This window comes from Methylobacterium phyllosphaerae (assembly GCF_001936175.1).
Taxonomy (GTDB): domain Bacteria; phylum Pseudomonadota; class Alphaproteobacteria; order Rhizobiales; family Beijerinckiaceae; genus Methylobacterium; species Methylobacterium fujisawaense.
This window is the reverse complement of sequence record NZ_CP015367.1, coordinates 1,250,881-1,271,486: the sequence shown is the minus strand read 5'-3', so window position 1 is coordinate 1,271,486 and position 20,606 is coordinate 1,250,881. Positions and strand designations below refer to the sequence as shown.

The 20,606-nt window shown below is 73.1% G+C and carries 20 protein-coding genes and 2 riboswitches; of the genes, 9 read left to right on the top strand and 11 right to left on the bottom strand.

The genetic code is table 11. The features are described 5' to 3' along the window. Nucleotides 1-175 precede the first annotated feature (175 nt). The 4 genes from MCBMB27_RS05580 to MCBMB27_RS05565 form a co-directional block, all read right to left on the bottom strand. Entirely contained in the window at nucleotides 176-505 is a 330-nt protein-coding gene (locus MCBMB27_RS05580) for a hypothetical protein (protein ID WP_051044734.1), read from the bottom strand. 355 nt (nucleotides 506-860) lie between these two features. Continuing rightward, nucleotides 861-2,780 carry a sensor histidine kinase gene (locus MCBMB27_RS05575; RefSeq protein ID WP_075380031.1) on the bottom strand — a complete coding sequence of 640 codons (1,920 nt, stop codon included), beginning with the start codon at nucleotides 2,778-2,780 and terminating at the stop codon, nucleotides 861-863. 165 nt (nucleotides 2,781-2,945) lie between these two features. Continuing rightward, entirely contained in the window at nucleotides 2,946-3,812 is an 867-nt protein-coding gene (locus tag MCBMB27_RS05570) for an alpha/beta hydrolase (RefSeq protein ID WP_043385924.1), read from the bottom strand. A 65-nt stretch (nucleotides 3,813-3,877) separates the two neighbouring features. Continuing rightward, on the bottom strand, nucleotides 3,878-4,180 hold the full coding sequence (locus MCBMB27_RS05565; RefSeq protein ID WP_043385927.1) for a hypothetical protein: 303 nt from the start codon (nucleotides 4,178-4,180) through the stop codon (nucleotides 3,878-3,880). A 184-nt stretch (nucleotides 4,181-4,364) separates the two neighbouring features. Between MCBMB27_RS05565 and argE the strand changes: the two genes are divergently transcribed. Beyond that, on the top strand, nucleotides 4,365-5,597 hold the full coding sequence (gene argE / locus MCBMB27_RS05560) for an acetylornithine deacetylase (protein ID WP_075380030.1): 1,233 nt from the start codon (nucleotides 4,365-4,367) through the stop codon (nucleotides 5,595-5,597). 63 nt (nucleotides 5,598-5,660) lie between these two features. On the opposite strand, the gene MCBMB27_RS05555 is transcribed toward argE, so the two are convergent. After that, nucleotides 5,661-5,990 carry a hypothetical protein gene (locus tag MCBMB27_RS05555; protein ID WP_043345379.1) on the bottom strand — a complete coding sequence of 110 codons (330 nt, stop codon included), beginning with the start codon at nucleotides 5,988-5,990 and terminating at the stop codon, nucleotides 5,661-5,663. A gap of 149 nt (nucleotides 5,991-6,139) precedes the next feature. On the opposite strand from MCBMB27_RS05555, the gene MCBMB27_RS05550 reads away from it, so the two are divergent. Further along, nucleotides 6,140-6,613: a DoxX family membrane protein gene (locus MCBMB27_RS05550; protein ID WP_043345382.1), complete on the top strand. Its 474-nt coding sequence runs from the start codon at nucleotides 6,140-6,142 to the stop codon at nucleotides 6,611-6,613. 22 nt (nucleotides 6,614-6,635) lie between these two features. On the opposite strand, the gene MCBMB27_RS05545 is transcribed toward MCBMB27_RS05550, so the two are convergent. The 3 genes from MCBMB27_RS05545 to MCBMB27_RS05535 form a co-directional block, all read right to left on the bottom strand. Then, nucleotides 6,636-7,241 (bottom strand): glutathione S-transferase, encoded by a 606-nt coding sequence (locus MCBMB27_RS05545; RefSeq protein WP_043345385.1) that lies wholly within the window; start codon nucleotides 7,239-7,241, stop codon nucleotides 6,636-6,638. A gap of 96 nt (nucleotides 7,242-7,337) precedes the next feature. Further along, nucleotides 7,338-7,595, bottom strand: a complete 258-nt coding sequence (locus MCBMB27_RS05540; RefSeq protein ID WP_043345387.1) for a hypothetical protein — start codon at nucleotides 7,593-7,595, stop codon at nucleotides 7,338-7,340. Nucleotides 7,596-7,786: 191 nt separating this feature from the next. Continuing rightward, entirely contained in the window at nucleotides 7,787-8,122 is a 336-nt protein-coding gene (locus MCBMB27_RS05535) for a hypothetical protein (RefSeq protein ID WP_043345389.1), read from the bottom strand. Between the two features lie 168 nt (nucleotides 8,123-8,290). After that, a riboswitch (glycine riboswitch) is annotated at nucleotides 8,291-8,393 on the top strand. A 3-nt stretch (nucleotides 8,394-8,396) separates the two neighbouring features. Then, nucleotides 8,397-8,505: riboswitch (glycine riboswitch) on the top strand. A gap of 65 nt (nucleotides 8,506-8,570) precedes the next feature. On the opposite strand from MCBMB27_RS05535, the gene MCBMB27_RS05530 reads away from it, so the two are divergent. The 7 genes from MCBMB27_RS05530 to MCBMB27_RS05500 all read left to right on the top strand — a co-directional run bounded on the left by MCBMB27_RS05530 (nucleotide 8,571) and on the right by MCBMB27_RS05500 (nucleotide 17,318). Further along, nucleotides 8,571-9,833, top strand: coding sequence for a D-amino acid dehydrogenase (locus MCBMB27_RS05530; RefSeq protein WP_075380029.1), 1,263 nt, complete (start codon nucleotides 8,571-8,573; stop codon nucleotides 9,831-9,833). A gap of 171 nt (nucleotides 9,834-10,004) precedes the next feature. Then, entirely contained in the window at nucleotides 10,005-11,144 is a 1,140-nt protein-coding gene (locus MCBMB27_RS05525) for a threonine synthase (RefSeq protein ID WP_043385943.1), read from the top strand. Nucleotides 11,145-11,203: 59 nt separating this feature from the next. Beyond that, nucleotides 11,204-12,325, top strand: coding sequence for a DSD1 family PLP-dependent enzyme (locus tag MCBMB27_RS05520; RefSeq protein WP_075380028.1), 1,122 nt, complete (start codon nucleotides 11,204-11,206; stop codon nucleotides 12,323-12,325). Nucleotides 12,326-12,467: 142 nt separating this feature from the next. Beyond that, nucleotides 12,468-13,406, top strand: a complete 939-nt coding sequence (locus MCBMB27_RS05515; protein ID WP_043385948.1) for an ornithine cyclodeaminase family protein — start codon at nucleotides 12,468-12,470, stop codon at nucleotides 13,404-13,406. Between the two features lie 47 nt (nucleotides 13,407-13,453). Next, nucleotides 13,454-14,242: a precorrin-6A synthase (deacetylating) gene (gene cobF / locus MCBMB27_RS05510; protein ID WP_043345401.1), complete on the top strand. Its 789-nt coding sequence runs from the start codon at nucleotides 13,454-13,456 to the stop codon at nucleotides 14,240-14,242. Nucleotides 14,243-14,251: 9 nt separating this feature from the next. Then, nucleotides 14,252-15,958, top strand: coding sequence for a DEAD/DEAH box helicase (locus tag MCBMB27_RS05505; protein ID WP_075380027.1), 1,707 nt, complete (start codon nucleotides 14,252-14,254; stop codon nucleotides 15,956-15,958). A 910-nt stretch (nucleotides 15,959-16,868) separates the two neighbouring features. After that, a complete protein-coding gene (locus MCBMB27_RS05500; protein WP_075380026.1) occupies nucleotides 16,869-17,318 on the top strand; it encodes a BA14K family protein in 450 nt (149 codons plus the stop codon). A 69-nt stretch (nucleotides 17,319-17,387) separates the two neighbouring features. On the opposite strand, the gene MCBMB27_RS28780 is transcribed toward MCBMB27_RS05500, so the two are convergent. The 3 genes from MCBMB27_RS28780 to MCBMB27_RS05485 all read right to left on the bottom strand — a co-directional run bounded on the left by MCBMB27_RS28780 (nucleotide 17,388) and on the right by MCBMB27_RS05485 (nucleotide 20,463). Then, on the bottom strand, nucleotides 17,388-17,663 hold the full coding sequence (locus tag MCBMB27_RS28780) for a CsbD family protein (protein ID WP_236952911.1): 276 nt from the start codon (nucleotides 17,661-17,663) through the stop codon (nucleotides 17,388-17,390). A gap of 308 nt (nucleotides 17,664-17,971) precedes the next feature. Next, on the bottom strand, nucleotides 17,972-19,090 hold the full coding sequence (locus MCBMB27_RS05490) for a hypothetical protein (protein ID WP_083683397.1): 1,119 nt from the start codon (nucleotides 19,088-19,090) through the stop codon (nucleotides 17,972-17,974). A gap of 128 nt (nucleotides 19,091-19,218) precedes the next feature. Next, on the bottom strand, nucleotides 19,219-20,463 hold the full coding sequence (locus tag MCBMB27_RS05485; RefSeq protein ID WP_043345408.1) for a sensor histidine kinase: 1,245 nt from the start codon (nucleotides 20,461-20,463) through the stop codon (nucleotides 19,219-19,221). Between the last annotated feature and the right edge of the window lie 143 nt (nucleotides 20,464-20,606).

The following is a 20,606-nucleotide window of genomic DNA, read 5'->3' as shown; positions in this document are numbered from 1 at the left end:
GGGGTCTCTGACGCTGGGAGAACCGGGGGAGAAACCGGGGCGGGCACACCGCTCGGGCCGCACGACCCGTCCCGAGGGGGGCGGGTCGTGCGGCCCGAGCGTTCGGGTCGGGGTGAAGGTCCCCCGGCCAGGCCGGGGGAGGAAGGCGAGCCGTCCCGGAGCCGGGCGGGCGGTCTCAGCGTCGGGCCCGGCGGGGCTCTACGGTTCCGGACGCCCAGTGGGGATCGACCGCGCGGCGTCGCGCCACCGTGGTGCCGGCCCTCTCGTGGAGCATCGGCGCTCCGAGGAGCTGACCGGTCCCGGCGCGCTGCGAGTGCAGGGAGCGCGGGTCGTGATGGGGATCGCTGACGTAGGAACTCATGTGGCCCCCGCCGGCGGCCTGGCGGCTCCCGCCGCCGCCTTCGCCGGCCTGCGCGGCCAGGGGCGCGCCGAGGAGTCCGGCCAGGAGGCCCAGGGCGAGGCCGACGGTGGTGCCGCGGATCGGGACGTGTCGTGACTGGGGCATGGCGTTTCCTCGCGCGTTCGTCTTGTGGCCGGGGACACCGAATCCCTGCCGGTCAGTCGAACATAGTCAAACTCTTGCAAATCTCATGTGCGTCTCAGCACATCACATCAATGAAGACTTTAATCCATCACCAATGTACTACAGAGTGTGTTTGCGCACGTCTTTGTCTCGTCACGAAATCATTGCCGGGATTAAAGTCGGATCTGGTTCCGATGCGCCGGATCGGGCTCTGTCGGACCGTGGGGCCGGACCGTGGGGCCGGGCTAAGGGAATGCGCGGCCGCTGTCCCGACGCCGTGAGGCGGGGTCGATGTCGGGGTGGAACGGGAGGGAGAGCCGATCGGGCCGGAGCGGGATCAGGCCCGTCCGGCCTGCAGACGCGGCGTGGGCTGCGCGGCCGCGCGGCCGGGGGCGGGCAGGGGATTGGCCGCCCTGTAGACGACGCCCGCAGCCTCGTAGGTGAGGCTGGCGGTCCTGTTCCCGGCAAAGCCCCGCTCCAGCAGGCGGGTGCCGAATCCCTTCCGCGTCGGCGGGACGACCGGGGGGCCGCCGCACTCGCACCATGTCACCCGGAGGGTATCGGTGTCTAGGCCGGCCTCCACCGTCCAGACCAGCGCCGCGCGACCGCCCGGAACCGACAGGGCGCCATGCTTGACCGCGTTGGTGCACAATTCGTGCAGGATCATCGTGAGCGCCAGCGCGCCCTCGGGCGGCAGCCGCAGGTCGGGACCTTCCAGGCTGATGCGCGGCGGCAGCGCACCGGACGAGGTCTGGCTCGCCAGATCGCTGCCGGACCGAGCGCCCCCCGGGACTTCCGCGCCCAGGAAGGGCCGCATCGCCTGGGTCGCGACGCCGCGCAGGTCCGCGCTCGCCCAGCTCTCGCGGGTCAGGATGTCGTGGGCCCGCGACAGGGCGAGCAGCCGCGCCTCGAAGGCGTCGCGCCCGGCCGCGGCGTCCCCGCCGAGGTTCTTCAGGCTCTGGGCCGCCATCGCCTGCACGGTGGCGAGGGTATTCTTCACCCGATGGTTCAGTTCATCGATCAGCAGCCGGTGGGTGTCCGCGCGCCGGGCGAGCTCGTCCGCCGCCGCGCCCAGGGCGTCGGCGATCATCGCGCCTTCGCGCACGAAGGCGCGGGGCAGCGGCGGCGGCCGCTGGTCGCGGCCCAGCGTCTCGGCGGCCACCGCCAGGTCCAGCAGCGGGCGGGCGATCAGGCCGGCGAGCAGCCACGCGAGCAGTGCCGCCGCGAGCGCCACCACGCTGCCCGCCACCAGGATGTCCCCGCGCAGGGCCGCCACCGCGGTCAGGGCCCGGTCGGCCGTCTGCCGCACCACCACCTGCCAGCCGAGACCGGGATAGTCCCGGTGACCGGTCGTGGACGCGTGGGCGCTGAGATATGCCGCGGCGCCGTCGGGCCAGGGCCCGACCCGGCTCGTGCCCTGCGGATCGAGGGATCTGTCGCCGGTCAGGACCGCCCGGGGCAGGGCCGCGCCCTGCAGGGCGGGCGGACCGAGGAGCACGGTGCCGTCGCGGGACAGGATCAGGATCTCGGCCCCCTGGCGATGGCCCCGGAGCGCGCCTTCGAGGATGCGCGCCATGTCGCGCGCCCAGGTCCAGTCGAGATGGGCGGCCAGCACTCCGAGGACGCGGCCGTCCGGCGACCGGACCGGGGCCGCGACATCGACGAGGCGCAGCGGCTCCCGCGCCGCCCCGCGCGCACCGGTGTCGACCGGAGGCATCAGACTCTGGAGGAGCTTGGCCGGATGCACGTCCCCGACATAGGGCCCCTCGAGGCCGCCGCGGAAATAGTCCCGGCCGGAGACGTCCGCGCCCTCCAGGGCGCCCGTGCTGGTCGCGGATACGCGCCCGTCGGCGTCGACCAGCCCGATGATCGAATAGGCCGGGTAGGTCGCCTGGAGCCGCTCCATCACGGCGCGCTTGGCCGCCGTCGCGGTTCCGGGATCGCGCAGGCTGTCCGAGGCGGCGGCGATCTGGATGTCGCGCCAGCGCTCGAACATCCCGATATCGAGGTTCCGGGCCATCTGGCCGGCGATCTCGGCGAGCTGGCCGCCGACCTCCGCCTCGAGCCGTCGGGTCGCCTCCCGGCTCACAAGGGCGGCGAGCGCCAGGGTCGCCAGGAAGCCGAGGGTGCCGAAGCCCAAAGCCAGGACGACGCGCAGCCGCGGCGTGCCCCATCCGCGGCGGCGGCGGTCGGCCCGGTCCGCGGGATCGGCGCAGGCCGCCGCCGCAGGGGTTTCCGATCGCGCGACCGCTTGCATCCGATCTCCCTCGGATCCGGCCGGCTCCCGGAGGAGGGAGATCGCGCCCGCACCCCCGTCTCAGCACGCGCCGCGGGCCTCAGCAAGACGGGAGCGGTCTCCGGCGATGCGAAATTTCTATTGGGAGTTGTAAATACGCCCGGAATCGTCCCATCGCCCGGATCGTCAGCCCTCGAGGAGGGCATGGGCCGCCCGGACCAGGATCCCGCCCGGCCGGCGCAGGGCGTCGAGCACCGAGAAGTGCTCGGCATCGGGCACCGGCAGCAGGGCCCCCGGGGCGTGGGCCGCCGCCCGCAGGGCGTGCAGGTTGCGGGCGTCGTGGATCAGCGCCGGCAGTTCGCGCGAGCCGTAGGCGATGCAGAGCGGCTTCGCCACCGCCGGACGGCGCAGGGGGGACAGGGTCTCGACCTCCGCGTCGGTGAGGCTCAGCTTGGCGTCCAGCTCGGTCTGGCGGATCGGCGCGAGGTCGTAGACGCCGGAGATGGCCAGCCCCGCCGCCACCGCCGGATGGCCCAGATGCAATGCGGTGAGCAGCCCGCCGGCCGACCAGCCCGACAGGATCAGGGGGCCGCGGATCCCGTGCGCGGCCCCGTGGGCGGCGAGCCAGTCGAGGGCCGCGCCGATCTCCGCCACGATCCGGGTGAGGCTCGCCTCCGGCGCCAGGGTGTAGCCGACCATCGCCACCGACCAGCCGGCGGCGTTCGGGCCCTGCGCGAAGCAGGCGAACAGCTCCCGCGCGCCGCGCTGCCAGTAGCCGCCATGGATGAAGACCAGGCAGGGCGCCGCCCCGTCCCGGGCCGGGTAGAGGTCGAGGGCGTTGCGGGGGCCCGGGCCGTAGGGCACGTCGAGGCCCGCCGGATGCGCGGCCCGGTAGGCGGCCGAGGCGGCATTCCGGGCGGCCACCTGGGCGGCGCTGTCGGCCACCGCGCGGGTGTTGTCGTAGCAGGCGTCCCGCGCCTCCTGCGCGAGGGCGTTCCAGCGGCGGCGCGGATCCGCGGGGGTCGGATCGTCCAGGCGGAACTCCAGCACCATCGTGTCCGTCTCAGGCCTTCGGTCGCCCGCACCATGGCAGGCGGTCGGGCCCGGGTCGAGGCGGATCAGAAGCCGGGCCAGGCCCCCGGGAGGGTGCCGCCGTAGCCCCAGCCCGTGAAGGGCGGGGCCGCGACCCGCTCGCGCGTCGCCGGAGCGAAGGCCGGGACGAGCGGCCGCTGCCAGACCCGCCAGTCCGGCCGGTCCCGCGCCGCCCTTCGGGCGAGCGTCCGGTCCATGTCGGACGCGACGCGATGGCGCGGCGTCCCGGCCTGTGGCCGGGCCTCGGCCGGGGCGGCCAGCAGCAGGGCCGCCGGCAACAGGGTCGCGAGGATCGGGGCGGCGCGGATCGGAGCGGGACGGCGACGCATGGCTCGGGCTCCCAGGGGCGGTCTCCGGCGGCCTCCCCCGAGAGCGACGCTCGGGTGCCGCACCGGTTCCCGGGACCGGTCGGGCGGTCCGGGCGTTGCCCGGGATCCCCGAAGCGCCGAAAACCCCGTAGGAATCCGGGCGCCCCATCCGGGCCGATTCGCGCGCGGTTGCAGGACGCCATCCATGACAGAGCCCGCACAGACCGTCCCGCCGCCCTCCGGCCCGCCCGATCCGGTGGCGCTGCTCGGGACGCTCGTCGCCTTCGACACGGTGAGCGACCGCTCGAACCTGCCGCTGATCGACTGGGCCGAGGCCTATTGCCGGGGTCACGGCGCCGCGGTGGAGCGGGTGCCGGATCCGACCGGCCGGAAGGCGGCGCTGCTGGTCAGCGTCGGGCCGTTCGAGACCCGCCCCGGCTACGTGCTCTCCGGCCACAGCGACGTGGTGCCGGCCGAGGGCCAGCCCTGGTCGTCGGACCCGTTCGTCCTGCGGGAGGCGGGGGGGCGGCTCTACGGGCGCGGCACCTCCGACATGAAGGGGTTCCTCGCGGTCTGCCTCGCGCTCCTGCCCGAAATGGTCGCGGCGGATCTCGCCACCCCGATCCACCTCGCGATCTCGTACGACGAGGAGGTGGGGTGCCTCGGCGTGCGCCCGCTGATCGCCCGGATGCTCGAGCGCGTGCCGCGGCCACTCGGCTGTTTCGTGGGCGAGCCCACCGGGATGGATGTGGTGGTCGGCCACAAGGGCAAGTCGGCCGCCCGCCTCACCTTCCGGGGCAGGGCCAGCCACTCGGCCCTGGCGCCCCAGGGTGTCAACGCGGTGGAATACGCCGCCCGCTTCATCGAGCATGTCCGCCTGTCCGCGGAGACCATCGCCCGGGACGGGGCCCGCGACCTGCTCTACGACGTGCCCCACACCACCGGCCTGTCGAGCGTGGTCCGGGGCGGCACGGCGCTCAACATCGTGCCCGACACCTGCAGCGTCGCGTTCGAGTACCGGGCGATCGGCGCGGACGATGCCGCGGCGCTGGCGGCCGCGGCGATCGGGTACGCCACCGGGACGCTGGCGCCGCTGATGCGGGCCGGCGATCCGGCCTGCGGCGTCGATGTCGAGCCGCTGATCGATTATCCGGGCCTCGACACCGATCCGGAGGCCGAGATCGTGACCCTGGCCAAGCGCCTCGCGGGCCGCAACGGCCACGCCAAGGTTTCGTACGGCACGGAGGGTGGGCTGTTCGAGCGGCTCGGCGGCGTGCCCGCCGTGGTGATCGGACCGGGCTCCATCGCCCGGGCCCACCGGGCCGACGAGTACGTCACCCGGGACGAACTTGAGGCGTGCGCGGGCTTCGTGCGGCGGCTGATCCGCACCTGCACGACCGGCTCCGCGTCATCGTTCCGAGGGGCGCTCCCAGTCTGAACCAACATCCGCGCCGGTCGAGCGCGCTTCCGGCCCGCAGGGCGTCCGCCGCGCGGCGCGATCTCACCAGGGGATGCGGCCGAAGCGGTCGACCAGCCGCCGGGACTCGGCTTCGCTCTCGGCTCTCGACGTCCCGCCCTGGCCGACATCCGAGCTTCCGGAGCCGGGATGCACCAGGCGGCACACCAGCGGCAGGACGAAGTTGTGGCGCGCGAGGTGTATGTTGGGGCCGCCGAGCCGAAGCACGTCGGCGTGCCACGGGCGGATCTGAACGGCGTTCTCGAGAGTGCCGGGCGCCGTCGCCTCGACGAGGTGGGCGCGGCGCAGGCCGGTCTCGGCTGAGGCGTCCGAGTCTGCGTTGCCGCCGCCCGTGATCGAAGACGCGCTGCGCACCGCCGGGGCCGGCCCGCACGGGGCGCTTCGGGGGCCAGGATCTGCAGGCGGCCGGCGGGGCCGCGCGAAACCTTTGCGCCGCTCGCGGCTTGGATCAGCGCCTTGGATCGGCGGCCCGAACCGGGCCGGATCGGGAGACCGTTCAGCGCATGGCCAGCCTCAGCGTCGCAATCGCGTTCAGCGTCCGCCTGCTCCTCGTGCTGCTGTTCCTGCCGTTCAGCGCCCTCGACAAGATCCTGAACTTCCGGGGCGCGGTCGGGCAGGCGCGGGAGGCCGTGCACGCCACGGCGCCCGCAACGGTGCTGATCCTGATCGGGCTCGGCGTCGAGATCGGGATGTCGCTCTGCATCCTGACCGGGGTCGCCGACCGGGCCGCCGCCTTCGTGCTCGCCGGCTATTGCGGGGTGACGGCGCTGCTGTGGAAGCAGTTCTGGGTGCCGGGGGATTTCTGGGCGGGGGGCAAGGGCCGCGCGCTGTTCTGGGATTTTTTGAAGAACTTCGCCCTGGCGGGCGGCTTCCTGCTCATCACCTTCGGCACGGGCGCCGGGACGGTCCAGGACTTCCTCGCCGATCCCCTCGGCTCGACCCATCCCTACGCGATCGCGGACCGGGCCCGGCCGTAGCGGGGCCCGGCACGGCGGGAGCTCAGCCCTTCGGCACGGTGGCCGCCATGGAGGGCCGGCGCTCGAACTGCGCGTACCAGGCCGCGACCGCCGGACGGCCCTCCCGCCACGCGAGATCGGGAAAGCGCAGGTCCAGGTAGCCGAGCCCGCAGGCCATCGCGACCGTGCCGATATCCAGTGCCGGCATCCCGCCGACCAGGCTCTCGAACCGGTCCAGCGCCGCGCGGATCTTGCCGATCTGGCCGGCCTCCCAGGCGTCCCAGCGCTGGGGCTCGGGGCGGAGCACGCGCTCGTAGCGGGCGAGCAGCGCGGCATCGAGCAGCCCATCGGCCAGCGCCTGCCGGGTCAGCGCGTCCCAGCGGGCGGCGCCTTCGGGGAACAGGCGCGGCCCGGACGAGAGGCCGTCGAGATACTCGCAGATCACCCGGCTGTCGTAGAGGGCGGTGCCGTCCTCCAGGACCAGGGCGGGAATCTTGCCCAGCGGATTGTGGGCGGCGACCTCCGCGGAGGGCCCGGTCGGCGAGGCCCCGGCGACGGTGACGGCGATCCGGTCGATCAGTCCCGTCTCGTGGGCGAGGACCAGCACCTTGCGGGCATAGGGCGAGGCGGGGGAGTAGAGGAGCTTCATCGGACCGTCCCGGTTGGTCTTAGGCGCCGTGATCGCGGCGCCGGGACCTTGCACCGATGCCGCGGGGAATCCAGCCCCCGGCGCCCCGCCGGAGGCTCAGACCTTCCGGGTCATCCTGGAGCCGGCATGGACCACCCGGCTCCGGCTCCGGCTCGGGCTCGGGCGTCGCGCCCGCATCCGCGAGCGCCAGACGAGGATGGCGCTCGCCACCCGATCGAGGGCGAGCATGCACAGGCTGCCGACGATGGCCAGCACGCAGGCGGCCCCGATCAGGACGCCCCAGATCCCGGGAGCCGGGATGATCATCAGGCACAGGAGGCCGAAGACGGCCGCGCCAGGAATCCATTTCGCCATCGCGCCGTCCGCCTGAACAAGAAGGGTGTCGCTCGGACGGAACCTGCGCCGAGACCCTTAAAGAGTGCTGGATCAACTGATGTTCAGGCCTGAGATTTTATCTTCAGGCTATTATAATATGTCAGTATAGGTTTATATGCGGTAAACTTGCCGTTGCGTTCGAGCGGAGATTGACCTTCCGAGGCCGGGTCCTAATCCACCAGCGACATGGTGCGCCCGGTGCTGACCAGATGGTAGAAGCGGCCGTCGAACATCTCCATCACCGCCTCGGTGGCGGCGTGCGATTCCGGGCGGATCGGAGAGGCGAGGCAGGCATCCAGCGCCGCCTGATCGGGGAAGTCCATCTCCAGGATCATGGCGATCGGCCGCGCGTCGGCGTCCTTCGAGACCACGCGCTGGATCCGCACGGCGGTGACGCCCGGGAATCGCCGCCAGAACGGCTCCAACTCGTCCCGGACCCGGCGGAAGAATTCCTCTTCCCGGGCGTCGCGCACCCTGCCCTCGTAGATCGCGGTCCTGGTCAGCATCGGGGTGTCTCCCGGAGAATCCAGCGTCAACCGGCGGCGGCTGGGATCGCTCCGGCGGAGAGCGTGGGTGGCGGTGACAACGCGCAGCGGCTGTCGGTGAAATCGGCCGCCGGCGGGACGGGCGGGCTTCTCCCCTGCGGCCGATCGGCGTATCCAGGGACAGCCCATCGTGACGATGCGGGAGAGACCGGGATCTTCCCAGCAGAGGGGACCCGGCGCCGACGGAGCAACCGCCCCGGAAACTCTCAGGCACCGGAACCGTGTCGTCAGGGCGATCTGGAGAGAGGTGCAGCGGGGGAACCCGTGGGCACCCGCCGAAGGGGACGTCCGTACTTCGCCGCGCCAGGGCGGGACGGATCAAGCTCTCAGGCACCGGGACAGATGGGGCGCGCAACCGGCCGACCGCTTGAGGCGGCCTCCACGCGTCCACGTCCCGGAGTCCAAGCCCATGACCCACATCGCCGTGATCGGCGCCGGCATCACCGGCGTGACGACCGCCTATGCGCTCGCCCAGCGCGGCTACCGCGTCACCGTCCTCGACCGGCAGCGCTACGCCGCCATGGAGACCTCCTTCGCCAATGGCGGCCAGCTCTCGGCCTGCAACGCCGAGGTCTGGAACAAGCTCTCCACGGTGATGCAGGGCCTGCGCTGGATGATGCGCCGGGACGCGCCGCTGCTGATGAATCCCAAGCCTTCCTGGCACAAGCTGTCCTGGATGGCCGCGTTCGTCCGCGAGATCGCCCATTACCGCGAGAACACCGTGGAGACCGTGCGGCTGGCCCTGAAGGCCCGGGAGGCGCTGTTCGCCATGGCCGAGGCCGAGGGGATCGACTTCGACCTGAAGACCCGCGGCATCCTGCATTTCTACCGGGACCGGGCGAGCTTCGAGAAGGCGACCGGAGTCAACGCCCTGCTGCGGGAGGGCGGCCTCGAGCGCTACGCCGTGACTCCGGAGGAGATCCGGGCGATCGAGCCGACGCTGGCCGGGACCTATCACGGGGGCTTCTTCACGCCCTCCGACGCCACCGGCGACATCCACAAGTTCACCCGGGGGCTCGCCTCCGCCTGCGCCCGCAGGGGCGTCCGCTTCGTCCAGGACGCCAGCGTCGAGACGATCGCGCCGGGGGAGGGGGGCTATGACATCGGCTGGCGCGCTGCGGGCCATCCTGCCGGGGACACGCAGGTCCTGCAGGCCGACGCGGTGGTGATCTGTGCGGGCTGCGCCAGCCGGCATTTCGCCGCGATGCTCGGCGACCGGGTCAACGTCTACCCGGTCAAGGGCTACTCGATCACCGTGAACCTGCTGACTCCGGAGGCCCAGAAGGCGGCCCCCGAGGTGAGCATCCTCGACGAGGCGGCCAAGATCGTGACGAGCCGGCTCGGCGACGAGCGCCTGCGGGTCGCCGGCACCGCCGAGTTCAACGGCTTCAACCGCGACATCCGCCACGACCGGATCCAGCCGCTGGTCGACTGGACCCGCGAGCAGTTCCCGCTGGTCGACACCGACCGGGTGGTGGCCTGGAGCGGCCTGCGCCCGATGCTGCCGAACATGCTGCCCAAGGTCGGTCGCGGCCGCCGGCCCGGAATCTTCTACAACACCGGCCACGGCCATCTCGGCTGGACCCTCTCGGGGGCCACCGCCGAGATCGTCGCCGGAGCGATCGCCGCCGAGCACGCCCCGGAGCGGACGATCCTGCCGCTCGCGGCCTGAGAGGCCCGGGTTTCCAAAGGGCTTGAAGCCCTTTGGCGGGTTGTCGGGGCGGAGCCCTGACGAGGCGGGCCCCGCCCGCCTCGGCCCGGCGTCGTCTCCGCGAGAAGGGAGGCGCGCCGACCAAGATTATTTTGTATTATCTTCCCGAACCGCCCCGGAAACCGAGCCGCGATGCCTCCATCTGCCGCCTATCTCGACCCCGCCACCGGCGCGACCTACCCGATCGAGACGCCCCGCTGGCGCTCGGAGACGGGCGGTCCGCTGATGATCACGGACCTGCCGGGGATCGGACGCGGGGAGATCGACACGGCCAAGCGCTCCCTCTGGCGCTACGCCGCCGCCCTGCCGGTGGCGGTCTCCGACCCGGTCTCCCTCGGGGAGGGCTGCACCCCGCTGGTGCACCGGCCCTGGCGGGGCGGCCACGCCCATTTCAAGCTCGAATGGTTCGCGCCCTCGGGCAGCTTCAAGGACCGGGGCGCGTCCGTGATGCTGTCGATCCTGCGCCAGCAGGGGATCGACGCGGTGCTGGAGGATTCCTCCGGCAACGGCGGCGCCGCGGTGGCGACCTACGCGGCCGCCGCCGGGATGCGGGCCAAGATCCTGGTCCCGGCCTCGACCTCGCCGGCCAAGACCGTGCAGATGCGCGCCGCCGGCGCCGCGGTCGAGCTGGTGCCCGGCACCCGCCAGGACACCGCCGACGCCGCCGTGCGGCAGGCGGAGGAGATCTTCTACGCCAGCCACAACTGGCAGGCCCATTTCCTCCAGGGCACCAAGACGCTGGCCTACGAGCTGTGGGAGGATCTGGGCTTCTCCGCGCCCGACGCCGTCATCATCCCCTGCGGCGCGGGCAGCAACATCCTCGGCTGCGACATCGGCTTCTCGGAGCTGCTGCGCCGGGGGGAGATCGCCCGCCTGCCGCGGCTCTACGCGGTCCAGCCGGCCCATTGCGCGCCGCTCCATGCCGGGTTCGCGGCGGGCGCCGACGATTTCGTGCCGGTGACCCCGCGCCCGACGCTGGCCGAGGGCGCCTCGATCGCCCAGCCGGTGCGCGGCCGCGAGGTCTTGGCGGCGCTCCGCCGGTCCGGCGGCGGCACCGTGGCGGTCTCCGAGGCGGCCATCGAGGCGGCCCTGATGGAGCTCGCCCGCACCGGCCTCTACGTCGAGCCGACCTGCGCCATGGCGGCGGCGGCGCTCTCCGACCTCACCGCAAGCGGCGCGATCCGGCCCGGGGAGACCACCGTGGTGGTGCTCACCGGCACGGGCATCAAGGCGACGCCGCGCATCGCCGAGCTTCTGGGCCTCGCCCCGTGACCCAGGCCCGCTGACCAAGACATCCCGATCAAGACACCCCGATCCGGAGGAGACGGACCATGCGCAACAACATTCCCGCCTGCGTCGGCATGCCGGTCGAGGAGATCGACACCCCCTGCCTGATGGTCGATCTCGACGCCTTCGAGCGCAACGTCGACACGCTCGGCCGCTTCATGAAGGAGCACGGCCTGCGCCACCGGGCCCACGCCAAGACGCACAAATCCTCCGACATCGCGACTGTGCAGATCGAGCGGGGCGGGGCCTGCGGCGTCTGCTGCCAGAAGGTCAGCGAGGCCGAGGCGCTGGTGAGCGCCGGCATCCGCGACGTGCTGGTTTCCAACCAGGTGGTGGCGCCGAAGAAGATCGAGCGCTTGGCGGCGCTCGCCAAACGGGCGCGGGTGCTGGTCTGCGTCGACGACCTCGGCAATGTCGACGACCTCTCGGCGGCGGCCGTCCAGTATGGCGTCACCCTCGAATGCCTCGTGGAGATCGATGTCGGCGCCGGCCGCTGCGGTGTCGCCCCGGGCGAGCCCGCCTTGGTGATCGCCAGGGCGATCGCGAAGGCGCCGGGCCTGCGCTTCGCGGGTCTGCAGGCCTATCAGGGCAAGGCGCAGCACGTGCGCGACTACGGCGAGCGCAAGGCCCTGATCCAGACGGCGATCGACGAGACCAGGCGCACCGTCGACCTTCTGAAGGCCGAGGGGCTCGCCTGCGATATCGTCGCGGGGGCCGGCACCGGCAGCTTCGCCCTGGAGGGCGGCAGCGGCGTCTACAACGAGCTGCAATGCGGCTCCTACGTCTTCATGGACGCGGACTACCAGCGGGTGAAGGACGCGGACGGCCGGCCGATCGCGGAATTCGAGAACAGCCTGTTCATCGTCACGGCGATCATGAGCAAGGCGAAGGCGGATGTGGCCATCTGCGATGCCGGCCTGAAGGCGCAGAGCATCGACAGCGGCCTGCCGGTGGTGTTCGGCCGCGACGACGTGGCGTACATCAAGTGCTCGGACGAGCACGGGGTGATCAGCGATCCCGGCAACGTGCTCAAGCTCAACGAGCGCCTGAAGCTGATCCCCGGCCATTGCGACCCGACGGTCAACGTCTACGACTGGTACGTGGGCGTGCGGAACGGCCGGGTCGAGGCCGTCTGGCCGGTCACCGCCCGCGGCATGACCCTGTAGGGGATTCCGAAGGGCTGAAGCCCTTCGGCGGGGTGTCGGGGCGGCGCCCCGACGCTCGGGCGTCCCCGACCGCAGGGCGCCGCCCTGCACCCGCAAAAGGGCACGCCCTTTTGAAACCCGGACTCTGGAGGTCTTCGAATCCATGCGCTTCATCTCGGAAGAGGACTCCGCGGCCCTGGTCGACCACGCCATGGCGTTCGAGGCGGCCCGGGAGGCGCTGATCGCCGCGGTCGCCCCGGGCACCACCCTGTTCCCGGCGGTGCTCGGGCACGGCTCGGAGCCGACCAACCGGTTCTCGATCAAGTCGGGCTCGACGGCCGACTATGCCGGCCTGAAGGTCGGCTCGTTCTGGCCGGGCAATCCGGACCGGGGCCTGCCGCGGCACAATTCGGTGATCCTGCTGTTCGACCAGGATGTCGGCCGGGTCGACACGGTGATCGAGGCGGGCCGCGTCAATGCCTACCGGACCGCCGCCGCCGACGCGGTGGCGGCCAGCGTCCTCGCCCGGCCGGATTCGGCGGTGCTCGCCGTTTTCGGGGCGGGGAACCAGGCGGAGTTCGAGTGCGCGGCGCTCGCCCGGATCCTGCCGATCCGGACGGTGCTGGTGGTCGCCCGGGACGCCGCCAAGGTCGCGGGCTTCGCCGAGCGTCTGGCGGGGCAGGGGGCCTCGGGGATCGCCGTGCGGGCGGCCGCGCCCCGGGAGGCCTGCGCGGCCGCCGACGTGATCGTCACGGCGACGCCGGCCCGCGCGCCGCTGTTCGAGGCCGACTGGGTCCGCCCCGGCACGCATGTCGCCGCCATGGGGGCGGACGCGAAGGGCAAGCAGGAACTGCCCCCGGCTCTGCTGGAGCGGGCGCAGCTGTTCTGCGACCTGCCGGAGCAGTCGCGCACCATCGGGGAGTTCCAGCACGCCTCCGCGGGGGCTTCCGCCGGCCTGCGGGCCCTCGGCGACGTGCTCCGGACCGGGGAGGGGGGCCGGACCGATCCGGAGGCGATCACCGTGTTCGACTCCTCCGGCATCGCCCTGCAGGACCTGACCATCGCCCGGGCGATCCTCGCCAAAGCCGACGCGCGCTTGTAGGGGAGGCCGGCGCCGGCCCTCCCCCGCCCCGGCGGAGGACGGACGGCATGCAGGACAGGCAGATCCGGGTCATCGGCATCGGCACGGGCGACCCCGAGCACCTGACCCTCCAGGCGGTGCGGGCGCTTGCCGACGTCGACGCGGTGTTCGTCCTCGACAAGCGCGCCGAGACCGCCGACCTCGTCGAGATCCGCCGCCGGATCTGCGCGGCCCATATCGCCAAGCCCCATCGGGTCGTCACCGTGGAGGACCCGCCCCGGGAACGCCGCCCGGCCGATTACGGCGGCACCGTCGCGGCCTGGCACGCGGCCCGGGCCGAGCGCTTGGAGGCGGCCTTCGCCGCGCATCTCCGGCCGGGGGAGGTGGGGGCGATCCTGGCCTGGGGGGACCCGGCCCTCTACGACAGCGTGCTCCGCATCCTCGACCGCATCGCCGACCGCGGGCGCGTCGCCGTCACCCGGACGGTGATCCCCGGCCTGACGAGCGTGCAGGTGCTCGCCGCCCGTCACGGCGTGCCGCTGAACGGCATCGGCGGGTCGGTGCTGATCACCACGGGCCGCCGCCTCGCGGCGGGCTGGCCGGCGGACGCCGAGAGCGTCGTGGTGATGCTCGACGGCGACCCGGCCTTCGGCCATCTCGACCCGGACCTGACGATCTACTGGGGCGCCTATCTCGGCGGCCCGGACGAGATCCTGCTCTCCGGCCGGCTGGGCGATACGGGCGACGCGATCCGCCGGGTCCGGGCGGAGGCCCGGGACCGCCACGGCTGGATCATGGACATCTACCTGCTGCGCCGTGACCGCGCCGCCACGGACAGGACCGGCAAACCCGCTTAGACCGCCGCCATGCTGCGCCTGCGGGACTATCAGCGCGCCAGCCTCGACGCGCTCTCGGCCGCCTGGGCGCGGGGAGGGGCGGACGACGCGGCGCCCGGCCACCTGATCGTGCTGCCCACCGGGGCCGGCAAGGCGCTGGTCATCGCGGCCCTCGCCCGGGAGACCCTGGAGCAAGACCCCCTCGCCCGGGTGGCGATCGTCACCCACAGCCGCGAACTCGTCGCCCAGAATTTCTCGGAACTGAGCCGCGCCTGGCCGGAGGCGCCGGCCGGGATCTTCTCCGCCGGGCTCGGGCGGCGGGAGGCCGACGCGCAGGTGCTGGTCTGCGGCATCCAGTCGGTGGCCGACCGGCTCGACGCGGTGGGGCCCCGCGACCTCGTGATCGTCGACGAGGCCCACCTGATCCCCCGCGCCGCCGACACCCGCTACGGCCGGTTCCTGGCGGGCCTGCGGGCGATGACCCCCGGGCTGCGGGTGGCGGGCTTCACCGCGACCCCCTACCGGCTCGATTCGGGCCGCCTCGACGCGGGCGAGCACCGGCTGTTCTCCGGCATCGCCTACGAGGCCGACACGTTCACGCTGATCCGGCGCGGCTTCCTGGCGCCCCTCGTCTCCAAGGCGACGCTGACCCAGCTCGACGTCTCCGGCGTCGGCCGGCGGGGAGGCGACTACATCCCGGGCGAGCTGGAGGCGGCGGTCAACCGCGACTGGATCACCCGCGCGGCGGTCGCCGAACTCGCGGAATACGGAGGTTCCCGCCGGGCCTGGCTCGCCTTCTGCGCCGGCCTCGCCCATGCGGACGCCGTCCGCGACGCCGTACGGGCGGAAGGGTATGCCTGCGAGAGCGTCTCGGGCGAGACCCCGCGCCGGGAGCGCGACCGGATCGTGGCGGCGTTCCGGGCCGGACAGATCCGCTGCCTGACCTCGGTGGGCGTGCTCGGCACCGGCTTCAACGTCCCCGAGGTCGATCTGGTGGCGCTGCTGCGCCCGACCCGCAGCACCGGGCTCTACGTGCAGCAGGTCGGCCGGGCGCTGCGCTGCGCCCCCGGCAAGGCCGACGCGCTGATCCTCGATTATGCCGGGCTGGTGCGGATGCACGGTCCCGTGGACGCCGTGACGGTCCGGAGCGCCACCCAGGGCCTGAGCGGGGCAGGGGCCCCGCGCGCCAAGCCCTGCCCCGGCTGCGGCGCCCTGATCGCGCTGAACGCCTCCACCTGCGAGGCCTGCTGGACCGAGCCGGAGGTGGACGCGGACGCCGAGGCCCCGCACGAGGCCGCGGCCGATGACGAGCTGGCGATCCTCTCGGCGGATCCCGGATTGCCGGATCCCGAACCGGCCGGCCCTGCCCCCGCGCCGGAGACCGGCGGGTCCGGGGCCGCCTGGCATCCGGTCACGACCCTGAACCTGGAAGCCGCGCCGGACGGACTCGACCTCGTGCTCGGCTGGCGGGACGGCGCCGCCGAGGCCGGCTGGCGCGTGCGCCTGCGGCCGGAGCGCAGCGGCTACGAGCGGGAGAAGGCGGTGTCCTGGTGGCGGGGTCTCGGCGGCGGGCGCGACGCGCCGATGACCGCCGCGGGCTTCCTGGAGGGCGCCGGGAGCCTGGCGCGGCCGGCCGCCGTCCGTGTCCGACCGGGCCGCGTATCGGAGCAGATCGAGTGTCGCACCCGCGAAGGCCGGATCCTGGGCGAGCGCCGGACGCCCGGTCCCGCCGGCTGACGCCGTCTCCGGATGATCGCTTCGCCGCCATCGGCGCGCCGCAACGGCCCCGACGGATCCGGAGGCCGTCCGAGGGGCGGGACCGGGGAGGGCGCTCGAACGGCCCTCGCCCGGCGCGCCGTCCCGGCACCGGTCCCGGTCGCGCCGCCGGCGCCGGCCACAGAGCCGGACAGGATCCCGGTTACGAACCGGTCCGCTCGACACGCCGAACCTGAGCGCCAAACCGGGTCGGAAGCCGAGCCAAGCCCCCTCGCCCGAGCGAGGATGACGCTTATGTTCCATAATATATCTTATGCGAACTCTGGATATCACCAGAGCGATGGCCGGTCTCAGGCGGGCCGTGGAACAAAAAGTGGAATTTTGCGGAACATTTGAGCAACGGTGCCCGCGGCGGGTGCCGGTTCCGGCCACCGTCCGCGCACCGGCCCCTGCGTTCCGTGCGTCTGACGACCGCCCTGAGGCCTGACCGGTCCGGCTTCAGAGCCGCACCGAGGCCGCGCACCGGCCAGCGGGACGGGCCGGGCGATCACCCGGGGAGGGCTGTTCGGGCCCCCTCCCCGCGGCACGGCGGTGCCATGTGGTGCCATGCCGTCGACGGGATCGCCCGAGGTGCGCTGGTCCAAGTAGCCCGATGCCGGCTCCTGTATTCGCGCCCCCGGCGATGGTCAGATGCGCCGTGCCGAAAGACGAGGCTGATGCGGATCCCCGCACCGAACGCCAACGGCATCGATGAGGAAGGCCCGACGCCGCGCCCGCGTCGCTCTTGTTCGTATCGAATTGTTTCAGACCCGTCCGGTGCGACAAAAATGATCTTTTTCACGACTGGAACGGTCCTGCGGATCCATTGTTACTGGGCTTCGTAAATGCCTGATGCGGGCATTTCCACCCCTCTGGAGAATGGAGAGAACCGATGAGGATCGTGACCGGCGTCGCCACCCTGGCCGTGCTGGCGGGTCTCGCTGCCCCCGTTCAGGCCGCATCCGGACAGGCGGTTGAGGCCCTCCGGGCCGGCGCCCTTCCCACCGCGTACGCTCAGTTCCGTGGCGGCTGGCACCATGCCGGTTGGGGAGGCTGGCACCGCGGCGGGTACGGCCGCTGGGGCTACGGCGACCGCCGCGGTCCCGGCGTGGGGGCGGCCGTGGGGGCCGGCCTGCTCGGCTTCACCGCCGGCGCGGTGATCGGCTCGGCGGCGGCCAACGCCGCGGCGCGGCCCGTGGCCGTCTACGGGGCGCCCGCACCCGTCTACGCCGCCCCGGTCGTCGTGCGCGGCTCGGCGTCCTGCGCCGCCCGCTACGCCTCCTACGACCCGGCCTCCGGGACCTACCTGGGCTATGACGGCCTGCGCCATCCCTGCCCGTAGGCCCCTCTCGCTTCTGCCCCGACGGGAGCGGGCCCCGGCCGCCCGGCGCGGCCGGGGCCCGCCGCATCCCTATTGGTCGAGGGCGTTCTCGCGGACGTCCTTGGCCCTGCCCCGCCCCTGCTCGGCCTGTCCACGGAGCTTCTGCGCTTGGCCCTCCGCCTTGAGGGCCTCGTCCTCCGTCAGGTTGCCGACCCCGCGCTTCGCGCTTCCGATCGCCTCGTTGGTCAGGCCCTTGAGCCGATCGACCGCACCCGCCGTGGTCGGGGTGTCGTCGGCGCAGGCCGGGCCGGCGAGGGCGAGGGCGAGGACGCTGCCGCCCAGGGTCATCATCGATCTGCTGCGCATCCGGAATCTCCCGTTCTGTGCGAGGGAGCGCGATTTACGGGCGGGGCGCGCCCGGGCAATGGTGCAGCCGTATCGGATCGGCCGGAATCGAACCGGTATCCCGGGACCGGCTCCCTGCGCGGGCGGCCCGATCGTCTCCGATCCCCGCCCTCCTTCAAGGTCCGTCACGCCGCCCGCATCCAGGGCTCGGCCTCCGCCCCGGCGGCCACGCGCATCGGGCCGGAGGCTGGACCGACGACGCCACCTCGGCACACTCCTCCGCGCTCTGGGAAGCGAAAGCTGAGCCCGGATCCGGTGGGCCCGGCGGTCTATCGGAACCGCGGCCGCAGCCGTCCGAGGAGATCCTGGCCCGGGAACCGGAACGGCGGCATCCGCAGGTCCGGCGCGGGCTCATCCCCGGGGATCGGCCCCTCGGCGAAGCGCGCCCCGGCGGACCAGAATCCGTCCCGCCACGTGCCGATCATCCCGAGCCCGACGGGCTCCCGCGTCGCGTCGGGCCGCAGCCGACCCGCGGCCCAGACGCGCTGCCAGCACCGCCGCCGCGACAGGTCGGCGTCGCGCCAGCCCAGCCGCGCATAGCCGGCCGCCGCGAAGATGCGGTCCCCGGCAAACTCCTCCGGAATCCACACCCAGCTCGAGAACACGTGGACCGCATCGGCGCGAAAGCCGGCGGGATCCACCGCCCGGGTGTAGGCGCTGAGCGCCCTCGCCCGGTGCCGGCCGACATGCCGGCGCAGGCGGCCCGGCAGCGGCAGCGCCTCCGGGAAGGCGGCGGCGTCGAGGCGGCTCGGCGCCGCGCCGCGCTCCAGCGCGTAGGTGCTGTCCACGAGGTGCATCCAGGGTTCGAGGTCGACCTCCCAGGCCTGCTCCGCCGGCGCGAAGCGGCGGACCCGTCCCGCGATCAGGCGGTCGGCGACGCGCCGGGCCGGCTCGGGAGCCCAGTCCGGCCCGGCCTCGGTCACGCGCAGCAGCGTCGAGGGCCCATGCGCCCAGACCGCCTCGGCCAAGCGGGCGAAGTCGGCCTCAGGCTCGTCGCGGCCGACCTTGCGCACCAGGATCTTCGAGCCGTCGGCGAGGTCGTCCAGCATCTTGCGCTTGAGATGGGCCAGCCGGCCGTATTCCCGCTCCAGCAGCACCTCCGGCGCGATCGAGCCGGCCGGATGTCCGGTATTCGCCCAGATGTTGTAGGCCAGGCTGTGACAATAGTAGGTGCCGCCCGCGCTCACGGAGAGCCGCAGGTCGCCCGGCACGCCGAAATCCGCGAAGCCGCAGCGCAGGCCGCGGATCAGGTCCGCCATCGGCGTGTAGGAGAAGCGCAGCAGGCCGGAGGGCTCGACCCCCCCGTAGCGCTGCACGAAGCCGAACTCGCAATTGTCCCCGAGGCTCCGAAAGGCGTGGAGCCGTTCGGCGAGGGGCGCCCCCGTCATCCTGATCCCGGTCACTGCATCCGCTCTGTCTCGCGCTCAATCTCGCGCTCTGTCTCGCCGAGCCCGTCGCCCCCGGTCGCGACGGGGCAGAGCCCTTCTCCCGTCCCCGCCCCGGCCGGGCGCTGCGCTCAGCCGTCCAGCGGCACCTCCAGGCGGAAGCAGGCGCCCTTCCCCCGGGCCGGGATCGTCAGGCTGCCGCCGAGCTGGCGCGTGAGGCTGCCGACCACCCGCATGCCGAGGCTCTTCGAGTTGCGTCCGATCTCGAATTCCGCCGGCAGCCCGATCCCGTCATCGGCGACCTCGACCACGAGGCTCCCGGGCTGGCGCTCGGCGCGGATCCGGATCTCGCCGCCTCCCGGGTGCGTCTCGGGCGGATAGGCGTATTTGAGCGCGTTGGTGACGAGTTCGTTGACCAAGAGGCCGATGGGAATCGCCCGGTCGGCCGAGATCCGCTGCGGGCAGGCCGTGCAGGCGAGCCGCTGGCCCGGCACGCCGCTGGCGAGGTTGGCCACCAGCTTCTCCAGGAAGGGCGCGAGGTCGAGTTCGCCCGGGACCCCCTCCCCTTCGCCCGCCGCCTTGTCGCCGTCCTTGTCACCTTGCCGCCAGAGCTGGTCGTGGACGCTCGCGATCGCCTCGACGCGGCTGCGCGCATCCGCCAGGGCCATCTGCACGGCCGGGTCTTCGGCGGCCCGGGCCTGGAGGGCGAGCAGGCTCGCCACGATGGCGAGGCTGTTCTTGACCCGGTGGCTCATCTCGCGGGCGAGCAGGTCCTGCCGGGCGAGGGCGGCCCGCAGCAGGCTCTCGGTGCGCTGGCGCTCGATGGCGCCGCCGAGGAGGTTGGCGAAGCCCTGCATGAAGGCGATGTCGGCCTCCTCGAACATGCCCTCGCGGGTGTCGTCCACCTCCAGCACCCCGAAGGCGCCGTCCCGGTTCTCGATCAGCACGTTGATCGCCCGGCGGATGCCGTGATCGGCCATGAGCTGCGGCGTCCGGAACCGGGTCTCGTCGGCGAGGTGGTTCGAGATCACCGGCCGCCCGGTCTTGAGGGCGAAGCCCGCCGGGGAGGCGAGGTCCGCCCCGATCCGGGCCTGCCCGATCACGTCGGGCCCCCAGCCGACACCGGCCCGGACCAGCAGGGTGTCGGCGCCGCGCTGGTACTCCAGGGCCTTGCAGAACTCGGCGCCCATGCCCTGCGCGCACAGCTCCGCAGCCCGCTGCAGCAGGTGGTCGACATCGGTGCCGCGCAAAGCCTCGACGCCGAACTCGGACAGGATCGCCTGCTGGCGCAGGCGATAGTCGAGATCGGGGGGCGCGGGGGGGCGGGCCGCCTCGGGGCTGGGTTCCACTTCGGTCTGGTCGGTATGCGCTGTCATGGGAGCTGTGAGACTAGCAGGAAGGCGGGCCCGGCGCGAAGCGTCGCCGCTCGGACGGGCGCACCCGTCGTCGCACCCCGGCCGGGGTCCGGAGCCCCCGGCCCCGTCCGGCGTTCGCCCATCGGATACGACGCGCGGAGCGC